The 13,461-nt window shown below is 47.2% G+C and carries 12 protein-coding genes; 6 read left to right on the forward strand and 6 right to left on the reverse strand.

Annotation, left to right across the window (positions count from 1 at the left end; all coding sequences use genetic code 11):
- Positions 1-164 precede the first annotated feature (164 nt).
- The gene (locus tag IPP66_06450; GenBank protein ID MBK9924919.1) at positions 165-1,568 is read right to left on the reverse strand and encodes a glycosyltransferase family 39 protein; all 1,404 of its coding nucleotides are present in this window, start codon (positions 1,566-1,568) and stop codon (positions 165-167) included.
- A 215-nt stretch (positions 1,569-1,783) separates the two neighbouring features.
- The gene (locus IPP66_06455) at positions 1,784-2,140 is read right to left on the reverse strand and encodes a hypothetical protein (GenBank protein ID MBK9924920.1); all 357 of its coding nucleotides are present in this window, start codon (positions 2,138-2,140) and stop codon (positions 1,784-1,786) included.
- 98 nt (positions 2,141-2,238) lie between these two features.
- On the opposite strand from IPP66_06455, the gene IPP66_06460 reads away from it, so the two are divergent.
- The 3 genes from IPP66_06460 to IPP66_06470 all read left to right on the forward strand — a co-directional run bounded on the left by IPP66_06460 (position 2,239) and on the right by IPP66_06470 (position 6,364).
- Positions 2,239-3,240 carry a GNAT family N-acetyltransferase gene (locus IPP66_06460; GenBank protein ID MBK9924921.1) on the forward strand — a complete coding sequence of 334 codons (1,002 nt, stop codon included), beginning with the start codon at positions 2,239-2,241 and terminating at the stop codon, positions 3,238-3,240.
- 48 nt (positions 3,241-3,288) lie between these two features.
- On the forward strand, positions 3,289-3,666 hold the full coding sequence (locus tag IPP66_06465) for a phage holin family protein (protein MBK9924922.1): 378 nt from the start codon (positions 3,289-3,291) through the stop codon (positions 3,664-3,666).
- Between the two features lie 115 nt (positions 3,667-3,781).
- Positions 3,782-6,364, forward strand: coding sequence for a glycosyltransferase family 39 protein (locus IPP66_06470; protein MBK9924923.1), 2,583 nt, complete (start codon positions 3,782-3,784; stop codon positions 6,362-6,364).
- Positions 6,365-6,402: 38 nt separating this feature from the next.
- On the opposite strand, the gene IPP66_06475 is transcribed toward IPP66_06470, so the two are convergent.
- The 4 genes from IPP66_06475 to IPP66_06490 form a co-directional block, all read right to left on the reverse strand.
- Positions 6,403-8,064: a hypothetical protein gene (locus IPP66_06475; protein MBK9924924.1), complete on the reverse strand. Its 1,662-nt coding sequence runs from the start codon at positions 8,062-8,064 to the stop codon at positions 6,403-6,405.
- Between the two features lie 59 nt (positions 8,065-8,123).
- Positions 8,124-8,306 carry a hypothetical protein gene (locus IPP66_06480; GenBank protein ID MBK9924925.1) on the reverse strand — a complete coding sequence of 61 codons (183 nt, stop codon included), beginning with the start codon at positions 8,304-8,306 and terminating at the stop codon, positions 8,124-8,126.
- A complete protein-coding gene (locus IPP66_06485; protein MBK9924926.1) occupies positions 8,287-9,531 on the reverse strand; it encodes an AI-2E family transporter in 1,245 nt (414 codons plus the stop codon). Before IPP66_06485 ends, IPP66_06480 begins: the two co-directional genes overlap by 20 nt.
- Positions 9,532-9,637: 106 nt before the next feature.
- Positions 9,638-10,237: an FHA domain-containing protein gene (locus IPP66_06490; protein ID MBK9924927.1), complete on the reverse strand. Its 600-nt coding sequence runs from the start codon at positions 10,235-10,237 to the stop codon at positions 9,638-9,640.
- A gap of 144 nt (positions 10,238-10,381) precedes the next feature.
- On the opposite strand from IPP66_06490, the gene IPP66_06495 reads away from it, so the two are divergent.
- Genes IPP66_06495 through IPP66_06505 form a run of 3 tightly spaced genes read left to right on the forward strand, consistent with a single transcriptional unit; the run spans position 10,382 to position 13,443 of the window.
- Positions 10,382-11,050: an NUDIX hydrolase gene (locus tag IPP66_06495; protein ID MBK9924928.1), complete on the forward strand. Its 669-nt coding sequence runs from the start codon at positions 10,382-10,384 to the stop codon at positions 11,048-11,050.
- An 8-nt stretch (positions 11,051-11,058) separates the two neighbouring features.
- The gene (locus IPP66_06500) at positions 11,059-12,063 is read left to right on the forward strand and encodes an isochorismatase (GenBank protein ID MBK9924929.1); all 1,005 of its coding nucleotides are present in this window, start codon (positions 11,059-11,061) and stop codon (positions 12,061-12,063) included.
- Positions 12,064-12,099: 36 nt separating this feature from the next.
- A complete protein-coding gene (locus tag IPP66_06505; protein ID MBK9924930.1) occupies positions 12,100-13,443 on the forward strand; it encodes a nicotinate phosphoribosyltransferase in 1,344 nt (447 codons plus the stop codon).
- Positions 13,444-13,461 lie beyond the last annotated feature (18 nt).

The following is a 13,461-nucleotide window of genomic DNA, read 5'->3' on the forward strand; positions in this document are numbered from 1 at the left end:
TTTTTCCTATTTATTAAACAGCCTCTTAGGGTCTAGTTTGACAAGTGCGATTATAACAAAACCGCGCTGGCGGTTTGTCAGCGCGGCGTAAGAGGAGTGTTGGAATTTGGGTTTTATGAGGCGTTAATTGTGTCGTGACAATGCTACTTCACGATACGGTATTTTCATTGTTCCAAACGATTTGCAATGTACACTATCGTAGGTCGCCTTCTCCAGCCAGTAACTGGATAAAACCCCATTGTTTCTTCATCAAATATCGTTTCAGTTTTTGTGTAGTACTGATTGATTTTCGGACAGCAATAATTCCAGCTAGAATCTAAAATTATCACGTCAAAAAGTTGTTCGCGGATCATATCGTTTAGGTTTTCTCTTAACAATGCCTTACCTTCTGACTTCTTGTTTCCCCGCACAATATCCCAAATCGCAGATTGATGCGCATAGGGTTTTTTGCCTGCTAATGTTGATAAATAACCGTGATCGGCAATGTACACATTCCCATCGAAGTTTGAAATAAACTGTATAAGCTCATGCCCCGCTTTCAGGTCTGCGTTTGTCGGGATTTGTTCGTATGGGTTGTAAAACAGAATGATCAACTGGATCAAGCAAGCTATGTGAATCATGGATTCCATTCGTGTCTTGCGGCCTGTTTCTAATTGTTTGCTTATTTTCATTAGTTCGTTCAGACCCAATCCAAACAAAATAGAAATAATGGCATAGGCAGGTAATAGGACATTGTCGTATCCACCCTCTTTTACGCGGGTGAGGAATGTCCCTGCTAACGCACCTGCCGATATAACTGCCCATTGGAAATAAATAGAACGATCTTGGTTGGTCTTGTTTGCAAAGAAGAATAAGGCAACAAGAATTGCTAGTGGCGCATGAATGAGTAAATCATTACGCCACATGGTTACCATTTCTGTTTTCAACCATTCTGTCTGTTGAAATAGAAGTCCGAAAATGTAGTAAGAATACCACCCCTCGCTTGCTAGATTTAATGCCAACGTGACCGCTCCAATAGTCACTGTTGTGGCAGCAAGTAATATCAATGCATATTTCCGATTTTTTATTAAAAAATAAAAAATAGCAGGTAGACAGGCGATTAATGCAGTTTGCTTTGTAAGAAATGTTGCAGCTGCCAGTAGCCCTGTTAGGATTGCATAACTTGGAGTTTTTTGGCGCCTAATGAAGAAAACGAACAAGAGCCATAATGTTAAAAATAATGAGTCCACTCTAGCAATATCCAGCCATGCTCCCGTTATACGGAATGATGCCACAAAGAGGCTGGTGGATAATAATGATGCCCACCAGCTTTTTGTCTCATCATATACAATCAGAAATATTGTCGTAAACGAGATTAGAGACGCAATGAACGAAACCAATCTGAGTGGGAGTAAGCCACCTCCTAATAGTGGTGATACTAAAGCTGATAGATAGAAATATAGTGGAGGGTATAAAAAAGGCACAAAGTTGATACTTGGTGCAGTGTAAACACTGTTTCCGTCAACTATTCGTTGGACTTGGTCAACCATACCTCCCTCGATCCATTCCAGCTCAAATGGATACGGCATTCGGTGGTATACGATCCACAGATAGATCAAAATATAATATACAGCAATCGAGAACAAGGTGTATTTAATGATTCGTAATAATACGATGTCGACGGACAGTTTGGAAAGGTTTTTCAATTTCTACGCCTGATAAGTTTTAAGTATGAGTGACTCATTGTAGTTGTGCGATGGATATTTTGTCAACGCGGCAGAAAATACATTCGTAAAGAAAAGAATCAATTTACATTTATGCTTACGCTCCCAATCTGCTCTGTCCCTAATGGGAATTCATCAAAACCGCCCCAGTCATGATTTTCTACTTTCCTTAGAAAATGTTCGTTGCCGGTTGTGGTGGCTTTTACGAAGGTGATTTCAATGATTTCTTCTCCCAGATGGATGTTTTTGGCATGCCAGTTTCCATCAGGTTTCATAGATACCGGTGGATTTTGAAGATAATAATGCCCATATGTATCTCGTAAAACAGCCCATATAAAACTATCAATCTCCAGTGAATGATTTCCGTTTGCTTCTATAACACTATCAATAGAAAATGATTCACCAGGAGATGGAAAAGTTATTTGGAATGAACTCATACTTTATCCTCTCTGCAAGAAAGCGTTTTTTTCTTTGCCAAAATAATTATACGCCTGCAATCTAACAAAATAACACAACCCGACTATAATTCCCATCAATGAGTTCCATCACCCTCTCTGCGAATGCGAGCGATCACCCGCAACTGCGCGCGATGAACGTTTTCCGCGATCTACCTGCTGTGGCCGATCTGATCGAAGTGTGTTTTTCCAGCACAATGGATAACGACGGTCAGCGCTACATTGCAGATATGCGTCGCGCCAGTCGCGACGATAGTTTCTTGCGTTGGGCCTCGCACATGACGGAGACCGCGTCCCTACCCCTCACGGGATTTGTCTGGGAGGAAAACGGTAGTGTTGTTGGCAATGCCAGTCTCATCCCCTTCCGCGATAATGGTAAGCGCATCTACCTCATTGCCAACATTGCTGTGCATCCTGATTATCGTCGGCGCGGCATTGCGCGCATCCTCACCCGCCGCGCCATGCAATACGGTTGGGATAAAAAGGCATCCGCGCTCTGGCTCCATGTCCGTGATGATAACCCCGGCGCCATCCAACTCTACTCTGACCTTGGTTTTCAAGAGATCGCTCGCCGCACCAATTGGACTGCGAAGCCCGACATCCACCTCCTCAAGCCCTATACCGATATTGAGATCGCTCCTCGTCCTGCGCATTTCTGGCCGCTTCAAAAGGACTGGCTTCGCCGCATCAACCCCAACCATTTGGATTGGTACCGTTCCTTCAACCTTAACTCCCTTCGGCCTGGATTTGCCAACTGGCTGTATTTGCTTCTTGTTGACATGAACATTAAGCAATGGGTCGCGGTTCGCAACGGTGAAATGTTGGCGGCTTTGTCGTGGGCTCCGAATGGGGGGAGATCAGAGTCGCTTATGGCGGCAACAGGCGAAAGGTCCGACCCTGAGGCGTTGACCCATTTGTTGATCCATGCACGGCGTGTGTTGGCCAATCAATCCAGTCTGTCGTTGGAACATCCAGCGAACGAAATGCGGGATGCCTTCGTGGAAGCGGGCTTCAAAGAGCGTCGCACATTGTTGTGGATGCGTGCGGACCCTGCAACCCAACCCCGCGAACTGCGTAAATAAGGTGACAGTCACAACGGTGATGTCACCTTATTTTTTGAAGGAGAAAAAATGACAAAGTTTTTACTACGCCTGCTCATCAATGCAATCGCTTTATACTTGGCAGTTTTGATCGTGCCCGGTATTGACCTGATGAGTAGCACACTTTCGCTCGTAGGGCTGGCGCTCATCTTTGGGCTTGTCAACGCGCTTGTCCGCCCGTTGCTCAAGTTTCTCACCTGTGCGCTGATCGCTCTGACGCTCGGCCTGTTCACGCTCGTCATCAACACGTTCCTTTTCTGGCTTACGAGTGTCATCGGTCAATCGTTTGGGATCGCACTGGTCATTAGTGACCCCGTTTGGTGGAACGCTTTCCTGGGCGGCCTCATCGTCAGTGTTGTTAGCATCGTGATGACGATGATCTTGAAGGATGAACTGAAGAAGAAGTAATTCGGCATTTCAGCTCGAGCAAACGGCTTGCGCAATGCAAGCCGTTTTTGTTTATAAATTCACCTGTTGTAGAAAAGATCCCGTTGTATTGGCCTGATTTATAATTGCATCCAATATGACTTCTCAAAACGATGACCAAGCAAAAATCTCCTGGCCTTTTCTATTCGCCCTCTGGGCTGTTCAAGGACTGACATTTCTTTGGCGATTTGTAACCCTGCCTTCCGATACCAGTGAAGGAATTCTCTTTGGCTTTTCCGCGTTTCGGTTGACGGGCATCCTCCTTTTGCTGGCATGGACGTTCACCGCTTCATATTTTGCTTTCAATGCAAACAAGAAACCTGCCTTGAAAGCAAAACTGGATTCAATATACACATCATGGACTGGTGACGCCTTACTGGTTATTTCCCTTTTGGCGATATTGCTCAGTCAGGGAACATTAGCCATTCTGTGGGGGCTCTCGCAACACGGAAAGATTTTCTCCTACGCCGCGTATGCGGTGCGCCTATCTCCACTGCTCAATCTGGCGACCATTACCGGTTTGGAGTTGATCGCAGCGACCATCTTGAACCGCTGGGACTCCTATCAGCCCATGAAAGAAGCAGGCAAGCGACTGCTGAAAAAAGCAGTTGTTATTTGGGGTGTTTTGGGCGTGTTGACAGTTTTTATCGCCGTTACAGGCCTTGGGCTTGTTCCTGATAAAACGGGTGAATGGGGCCTGCCTGGCGTCCCTTTGCTGGAGTGGCAGATTGTTCTTGCCTGTATCGCCTGTGTGTTGGTCTTTCTACTGGAGACTCGAACGAAGTCAACGGAAAATAAAAATCTTGATATTTGGATATCAGTTGCGCTCTGGTGTGGCATTCTTCTTTTGTGGTTGAGCCATCCCGTTGTTCCAAGTTTCTCTGCTTTGCCGCCGCGTGCACCGAACTATGAGATCTATCCGTTCTCTGATACACAAGTATATGATGAGTTTGCCCAATCCCTTTTGATCGGTAACGGTTTGAAGGGCAACGAAATCCCCCCGCGTCCGCTATATATTGTTTTTCTCGCGTTCCTACACCTGATCGTGGGGCAAGATTACAACAATGTTATTACCGCGCAATCAATCGTCCTGGCATTGTTCCCTGTTGCGTTGTATTGGGTAGGGAAAGAATTACATAGTCGCCCGGTTGGAGTAGCCATTGCTCTGCTTGCTGGACTACGTGATTACACATCCAATATTGCGTCTCCTTTTAGTAACGCGTTGAGTTATTCCAAGTTATATCTTTCCGAAGTTCCTGTGGCTCTTACGCTTGCGGCTTTCACATATCTTGCCATTCGTTGGGCACGGACGAATCGTCCGAACTATTTGGCTTTTCTCGCTGGTGGCGCACTTGGAATTGGGATCCTGATCCGCACGCAAGCAGTAGTAGCGTTGCCTGTCATTTTATTTGTTGCATGGCTAGCCGAACCTAAAAAGTTTTATTCCATCCTGCGCGGCGGAGCGTTGATGGTTTTTGCCATTGTTCTTTTAGCTTCTCCGTGGCTTATTCGTAATTGGGTTAATACCGGCCAGATCATTTTCGATAGCCCTTTCACGCAAACGATCAATCTGGCGCAACGTTATAGTCGCATGAACGGCATTGAAGCCGATGCAGGCCGTAAGCCCGGCGAGACCAATGTCCAATATAACGACCGCTTGATCAGTATCTTCAAAGATGCCGTTTCCAAAAATCCCACAGAAGCGGTGCGCGTGGTCATCAATCGTTTTCTCGATAACTGCGTTGATAACATTTTGCTGTTGCCTGTCCGCAACGATCTCGAAAGTCCCAACGAACTATGGCAACCCACCCGTGCATTTTGGGAGCAATGGACAGGCCAGCCCAAACCATCGCAAACTGTTTTGCTCGTTTTTTATATCGCTCTGCTTGGCCTCGGTCTTGCCGCCGCATGGAAACGCATCGGCTTGTTGGGCCTCGCACCTCTCTTTATCAATCTCGTTTACAACCTTTGGACTTCCATTGCCCTCTTGGCTGGGCAAAGATTTTTGGTAGCAATGGATTGGTCTATTTACATGTATTACATGATTGGACTCTTCACCCTGATCCTTGCTTTCATTTCTTTGATGGAAACCACACGCGCCTCTCTCTGGACCTGGGCCTGCTCCAACCTCTCAAGCAGTTCTCAAGCCTTAGCCGTTTCCTCCTCCCATCCATGGACACATTTCCTCATTGCCGGTGCATTTTTCCTGTTTATTGGTGTGTCTGTTCCGTTGAGTGAAAATGTTTTTCCAAAAAAATATCCACCACTAACGCAGGATCAACTGTATAAAGAATTTACATCGTCTACTGCTTTTCAAAATTCGGGGATGGATTCAGCTTGCTTGACAAAGATTATCACAGACAACGAACTGACTGCCTCACGCGGTAGAGCATTATCTCCGCGATATTACGAATCGGGCGAAGGCGAATCTACTGATAAATTTGGTTATAAACCATCCAAACAACCACGTCTCTTGTTCTATATGACAGGGGATTATTATGGGGTTATCTTGCTTGAGCACAATGAACCAGTGGATTTCATTCCGCATACATCGGATGTAATCGCATATCGTGATAAGGATGTGCAACAAAAAGCTTGGTTCCTACTTGTTCAGAATAATGGACAGGAAAGGCTGTATTTTGCCGATACTGTGGATAACCCGTGTGTTGTGAAGCCATAAATACAACGATGCCCCATGATTTTCATGGGCATCACTTTTCATCCAAAGAATGGCAGAATGGCGTCTAATATCTTATGGAACAACTCAACATTGTTGAACAAAAGCGCTGTTAAAAATATCAACAAACCAACCTGAAACCATTTTTTGTCTGCCATCTTTTCATAGGATATACCAACAAAGAAGACCAAAGCATACGTCCAATTGGGGGAGTAAAGCATTGGGTCGTCGCCGTAGTTCATGTGCAGTACAAAGTTGAACAGCAGATTCAAAACAAGCGCCGCTTGCAAGGCTGAATTCCTTGGATTACGGAATAAATTCCATATAAAAATCAAAGCCGCAATCACAAGTAATAGAAACCACAAACGCGCCAGCCAACTCCCAAAGCCGATATAAGATGCATATTGATATTCACCACGGAAGAAGCGGATGGTGTTGAAGCAAGGGGTTGAGCACCCAATCTCTTCAAGCAATATGAGCGGACGAGGAGCTACTACGCTGAAGAGTGTCATAGTGCGGGTGATCACGTTGACACGGCTGATAGTTTCTGAAAGTGGAACACCTACAACTTCTCGTTTGAAAACGCTTTCGTTGCCAATATTACTGGGAATATAAAATGGTTGGCTATTGGGCTGAAGCAGAGTTTGCGTAAAGGTCAATATGGTTGCCAGCACAATAGTAATGGATACATATTTAAACGTTTTCTTTATGCTCCATTGGGTAAGGAAAAATGTGATACATGTCTGAATGAAGTTTGTAATCGTGATTCCAAAAGTAATCAACCCAACAGGGATGACGTGTATCAGTTTCGCATCCTTGTTTTGCAGGATTACGACCGATGCGACGAGCATTGCCGCAGAAAAAATATAGGATTCCAGAAATGAACTCAGCAATAAATGTGAATTGGAGAGCCCAAGCAAGGCCGCGATAATAAGGGCGTATGTAGTGTTGTTTGTTCGGCGCTTGAAGAATAGCCACGCTAGAAAAACACATGCGCCACCATATAGGGCGTTGAGAAGGATCGTTGCGTGAAATTTATCTCCATACATCAGTATTGATAATAGCCACACTTGCGGACGCAGGAGCATCAAAGCATATGGATGCACAGCACGCATGCTCATCACCTGATCTCGGTTAGCTGTGAGAAAGTTAACCCAGATGGGTGAATCAGTATCGAAATAATTGTCTGCAAGATGAAGGTCAGGGCTTGTGATGGTAGTTCCTAATGCGTAGGCAGAAGCTGATATTGCTGAAGCAAGCAAAAGTCCGGGAAAGTTGCGCTTGATCCAGATGGCAATAGTGGATGAGCGCCAGTTGGTTGAATCCAGTTTGTGGATAAGATGGATTGTCCACATTGAAGATAGGATGGTCAGCACTAGAAATGTGGGGATCGTATTTCGTGCGGGTATTAGCGCAACGCCTAACAATGTTGGGTATTGATTGAGAAGCCGTAGTGTGAGGGGAAATAACAAAACGCCCAAACAAAGAATGGCGATGGGAATGATTTTTTCTTTCAGTCTCGAAATCACTGTTTCAAGGACGATCGCAAAGACCAGTGTAAAAACTGTGTTCAATAAAACGGTGAAAAATATAAGAGCCCAATAGGAAGTGTAGAAGTTTTGGAAAAAGCTCAGTGCAAAAAAAGATATTACCCCGCTGAGCGCCCATGCGATGATGTTTGGAAGATTTGCGCGAAGTTTCATAAATAGTGACATAAAAGATGACAGTCAACTTCAGGTTGACTGTCATCTTACTTGGATGGTTACGCCAGATTGCGTACCAGTTGCAGGAACTCTTTCCATTCTTCTTCGAAGAAATGCACAGTGACGCTGTTTAGTTCGATGTGGTAAGTGGTTTCACCATCGGGTTCTTCGGCTTTCCATGCAAGAAAGTTGTCTGTCTCTGCGATCGTTTCGGTTTTTGGGTCATTTTGGTTGTTGTTCATTGGTCTTCTCCTTATCTGGCTGTTGTTTTTTGATGAAACGCGATTGCACGAATTGTACAAGGTTTTTCAGTGATTCGCGAATACTGAGTGGTGGATGCTCTTCTTCTGTTGGTGGCCACGGGTTGAGATCGAACATCTTGCGCATGGTGTACCGTCCAAGTAACAGGAACGATGCGAGGAAAGGCGCGGCGATGATAACACCAAGCAACCCCAATAAATTGGCGGCGATGATGGCGGCTACCAACACCGCCGCAGGATGTACTTTCAAAGTGCGTGCCATGATACGTGGTGTGATGAAGTTATCCATGATCCAGTCCATGATCGACGTGGTGATCACGATAATGAGCATGTACGTCAGGGCGTGATCTTGGAGCCCGAAGGGTTTCACAGGCTGAAAGTAGGTGACCAATGCCATCACGCCCCATGTGATGGCAGGCCCGATATAGGGCAGGAATTTTGCCAGCCCAGCCATCAATGCGATGCCTAGTGCGTAATTAACTTGCATGGACGGTAGAAAGATCGAATAGACGACCAATGCCAAAAGGAAAATGATGATCTGACCGCGCAGGAATGCGTTCCAGATGCGGCTGAGTTCACTGCCGAGCTTTTTGAAATCTTCTGTGTAACCGGGAATATCTATCTTGAGCAGGTCTTCACGTAGACCACTACTTTCTGCCATGACGAAGTAGGAAACGGTCAGGATGAAGATTGTCCACCCGAGAAATTGGGCCGCGCCTCCCGCTACTGCGCCGACAAGGTTACCGGTCTGGCCGAGCAGGGGTTCCAGCCGTGCAAGTAACTGACGGTTGATATCGGTGAGGTCGTAGTTTCGCATGTCCAATTGAAAGACGCCAATGGTGAACGTCTGGGTGGATAAACGGGAGATATATTCCGGTAGATTTTGAATAAGTCCTTGAATGGAACTGACCAGGTTTTGTATTTGTCCGGCTACGCCAAAACCGCCCCATGTAAGCAAGCCGATGAGAATGATCAGGATGAACAAGAACAGAATGTTGACGGATGCCTTCCAGGAAATGTGCAATCCACGAGAGATCATTGCATTCACGGGATGCAACAGGTACGTGATGATAAAGATCAGCAATAACGGAGCAATGAGGTTTGAAAAACGGTATATCAGAAAGGCAAGGATGCCGAAAATTACCAGCCCGACCAGCAATTTGGTGGTGGCGCCCCAACGAGGTGAATCGACAGTTTGATTGGTCATGGAATGAGTCTCCGAACTTGTTCTATTCTACGTCAAGAATGACGTGTTTTACAACCATTAAACAAAAAATCCCCGCAAGGCGATATACCTTGCGGGGATTACTTTTTTACCCAGGACATCCGCCAAGGAAGGGGAAGAATGTACACCACAGGAAGTTGGCATCTATGTACCAAAGGATTCCTGCGCACAAGCAGATGAAGAAAAACACGCCCACGCCGATAATGATGGGCATGATATTCGTCCGTTTGGCGGGTGCAGGTGCAGACGAGACCACAGGCGCCGGGCTGGCTGGAACACTGCCAACATAATCTGCAGGCGGGGGAGGTGGTGGGGTGGCCGGACGTGAAACCGACGGTATGGCCGCCGCAGCGCGCGGAGAGACCATGGTTGCGCCGGGATCGTTGGTGACTACTTCAAACACCAACACGATCTGTTCGCCGAACGAAACAACTTCGCCAGCCTTCAAAACGCGTGGACCGGCCAATCGTTGCCCGTTAACAAACGTCCCGTTGGTAGAGCCGAGATCTTCCAGAACGTATTTCCCGCCCTGAAAGGTCAACCGTGCATGACGTCGCGAAATTTCCGCATCGTTGATCGTGACTTCATTCGTGGAATCGCGCCCGATGTTGAGCTGGTCGCCTTCCAATGTGAATATCGCCCCGGGGGTGGGGCCCTGTCGCATGATGAGTTGGAATTGAGAAGCCATAAATTCTCCTTGAAGGCTTGTAATGATGATTGAGTCTAAAGGTTTCAGGCCAAAAAGTCAACAGGATTAAATTGAAAATACGTTGCCCCTATTTGGGGATTCCTGTCTTGACAAGGAACTAAAAGCCATTATACTAAGTGTATAATGGACACTAACTATAGCGAATACGAACAACCAGGTGTAACGGTGGATCTTGTGGTTTTCACCGTCAGTGAAGATGCGCTCAAGGCGATGCTGATCCGTCGGGCCGAAACGCCCTATTCTGGATATTGGGCATTACCCGGCGGCTTTATCAAAACCGGCGAGTCGCTTGAGTCTGCGGCGTTGCGTGTGCTCAGAGAAAAGACCGGTGTCGAGGATGTGTATATTGAGCAACTCTACACCTTTGGCGAACCAGATCGCGATCCCAGAACCAGAGTTATCACGGTCGCCTACTTTGCCCTCATTCCCTGGAAACAACTTGCCCGGCCCGAATCACAAAAGATCGCAGGCATCACATGGCATCCGGTGGATGCACTTCCAAAACTTGCGTTCGATCACAAAGACATACTGAGCTATGCTGTCCGTCGCCTGCGTGCCAAGGTCAGTTACAGCAACATCGTTTATGGTCTCATGCCGAAGCACTTCCGTCTTTCAGAGCTTCAACGCATGTACGAGATCATCATCAATGACCGTCTTGATAAACGGAACTTCAGAAAAAGAATGCTGGCCACCAATCTCTTGCAAGAGACCGGCAAAAAAGACATCAATGGCGCCCACCGCCCGGCCCGTCTATATCAATTCAAAAAAATGGAAATCACTTACTTTAACTAGGAGGCAGCATGACGAACCCTACTATCCCTGCATTTTTTGACTCAGCAAAGGTCGGCACTGTCTGGCGGATTCCCTATGAGGAACGTGCAAAACAAGCACGGGACTTTGCGCTTCAAAACGGACTTCAGCCTGCCTCTGCTTCGACAACCCGCACCTGGCTGATGCTGATCGACGTACAAAACACCTTCTGCATCCCAGAGTTTGAACTATATGTTGGCGGCCGTAGTGGACGTGGCGCCGTGGAAGATAACGCTCGTCTCTGTGAGTTCATCTATCGCAATCTCGGTAACATCACCCACATCACCGCCACCATGGACACACACAGCGCGATGCAAATCTTTCACGCTGTCTTCTTTGTGGATAAAGACGGCAATCATCCCGCACCATACACAGACATCCACGCCGCCGAACTCCGTGATGGCAAATGGACATTTAATCCCGCGCTCGCCAGTGAATTCAGCATTGCCCCCGAATACGGTCAACAGATGATGATCCATTATGCCGAAGCGTTGGAGAAGAAAGGCAAATACGCTCTTACCATCTGGCCGTATCATGCCATGCTCGGCGGTATCGGTCATGCGCTGGTCTCGTCCGTTGAAGAAGCTTTGTTCTTCCACTCCATTGCCCGTAACACGCAATATGACATTGAAATCAAAGGTGATAAGCCCTTTACCGAAAATTATTCCGTCGTTGGCCCCGAAGTGTTGACCGGCCCCATGGGTGAGACGTTAGGAATGCACAACACCAAATTCATCGAACAACTACAACAATATGACAGGCTCATCATTGCCGGTCAGGCTAAGTCCCATTGCGTAGCATGGACGGTACAAGATCTGCTCAACGACATCAACGCAGTTGACCCTGAACTCGCAAAGAAAGTGTATTTGCTCGATGATTGCTCCTCGCCTGTTGTTGTTCCCGGTGTAGTGGATCATACCGACGCAGCGAATGAAGCGTATGCAAAATTCGCTGCGTCGGGAATGAAGATCGTCAAATCGACAGACAACTTTTAATGAGTAGGATATGTAATACTTTGCCAAAGGATTCACATGTCAATTTTTGATAAAAAAAGATTAACCAACGAAACCTTCAAACTCGATATCGACCGCATGCGTCGCGGCTGGTACTCGGACAAATACTTTGAGAACATCGGCCGCATGCTGATCGCTCTGGCATCAGAAGGTTATCAATATTCGGGCAAACACCATAACCTTCCACCCGGTGTTTCCCCAGAAAATATTGCGGTTGGCGATATCGAAGTGGAAATGCAGTGGTTCACGCGACGTGTTGGAAATACAGTAGTCGTTGGTGTGGATAAGTCGCTGGAAATGCTAAGGCATTGTACAGGTTATTGGAACGGCGACCAGTTCATTGATACGTCTGACCGGCTTGAAGTCTGGGCGGTGCATGATGGGGCTATTGTCAACTCGGATGGAAATCCACTGCATGTGGAACCGGTCATCAAAGTGCGCGGACGATACCGTGACTTTGCTCTGATCGAGACACCCACGCTTGGCATCCTTACACGCTCGAGCCGTGTAGCGACGAATGTATACGAGACGATGGTGGCGGCACATGGTAAGCCCGTTCTCTTTTTTCCTGCGCGCTTTGACCTGCATGAAGTGCAGGCCGCAGATGGATATGCTTATAACATTGCCCTGCAACGTTTCAACAGCGATCACGCCCGTGACCTTGGCGCGTTTGTCTCAACTGATGCGCAGGGTGACTGGTGGGGCGGCGCAGGCGGCGGGACGGTTGCCCATGCCGCGATCGGCTCTTTCCTCGGCGACACCGCCGAAGTGATGATGCAATTCTCGCGTGTTCTACCGGCAAGTGTTCCGCGTATTGCCCTGGTGGATTTCAACAACGATTCGGTGCGCGACACCTTGCGCGTGATGGAAGCCATGTTCAAACGTTATATTGAGTTGAAGGAACTTGGTGATGAAACGGAAGCCGCGAAATTTATTCTCTACGGAGTCCGCCTCGATACAAGCGGAAGCCTGCGCGATGTTTCCGTCGAGCCTTTGGGCGACCCTGCATTAGACCTCGGAGTGAATCCGCGTCTTGTATTCAACGTCCGCCAAGCGATGGATACGGCTTGGGAGGATTGGACCATACCCGAAGCTTGGGACGATGTGGCGCGTGAGTATTGCCGTAATGTAAAGATCGTTGTCTCGGGCGGGTTCAACCCAGAGAAGATCCGCCGATTCGAAAAATTGGATGTCCCCGTAGATATCTATGCGGTGGGTTCGTCATTGTTCAACAACAACGGCGGTACCGTGACAGACTTCACTGCCGACGTGGTGCGCGTGAAAATTCACGGCGAATGGATCAACATGGCCAAAGTAGGTCGTGCCCCGCTCGATAACCCGAATTTGGAGAGGGTGTGGTAATGTAAACAATGTAAGGAA

Origin of the sequence: Candidatus Defluviilinea proxima (genome assembly GCA_016721115.1) — a bacterium.
GTDB lineage: Bacteria > Chloroflexota > Anaerolineae > Anaerolineales > Villigracilaceae > Defluviilinea > Defluviilinea proxima.

Coding starts and splice junctions, on each gene's coding strand:
- IPP66_06500 (MBK9924929.1), top strand. CDS start 11,059: ATGACGAACCCTACTATCCCTGCATTTTTTGACTCAGCAAAGGTCGGC.
- IPP66_06470 (MBK9924923.1), top strand. CDS start 3,782: ATGACTTCTCAAAACGATGACCAAGCAAAAATCTCCTGGCCTTTTCTA.
- IPP66_06465 (MBK9924922.1), top strand. CDS start 3,289: ATGACAAAGTTTTTACTACGCCTGCTCATCAATGCAATCGCTTTATAC.
- IPP66_06495 (MBK9924928.1), top strand. CDS start 10,382: ATGGACACTAACTATAGCGAATACGAACAACCAGGTGTAACGGTGGAT.
- IPP66_06505 (MBK9924930.1), top strand. CDS start 12,100: ATGTCAATTTTTGATAAAAAAAGATTAACCAACGAAACCTTCAAACTC.
- IPP66_06475 (MBK9924924.1), bottom strand. CDS start 8,064: ATGAAACTTCGCGCAAATCTTCCAAACATCATCGCATGGGCGCTCAGC.
- IPP66_06460 (MBK9924921.1), top strand. CDS start 2,239: ATGAGTTCCATCACCCTCTCTGCGAATGCGAGCGATCACCCGCAACTG.
- IPP66_06485 (MBK9924926.1), bottom strand. CDS start 9,531: ATGACCAATCAAACTGTCGATTCACCTCGTTGGGGCGCCACCACCAAA.
- IPP66_06450 (MBK9924919.1), bottom strand. CDS start 1,568: ATGCCGTATCCATTTGAGCTGGAATGGATCGAGGGAGGTATGGTTGAC.
- IPP66_06490 (MBK9924927.1), bottom strand. CDS start 10,237: ATGGCTTCTCAATTCCAACTCATCATGCGACAGGGCCCCACCCCCGGG.
- IPP66_06455 (MBK9924920.1), bottom strand. CDS start 2,140: ATGAGTTCATTCCAAATAACTTTTCCATCTCCTGGTGAATCATTTTCT.
- IPP66_06480 (MBK9924925.1), bottom strand. CDS start 8,306: ATGAACAACAACCAAAATGACCCAAAAACCGAAACGATCGCAGAGACA.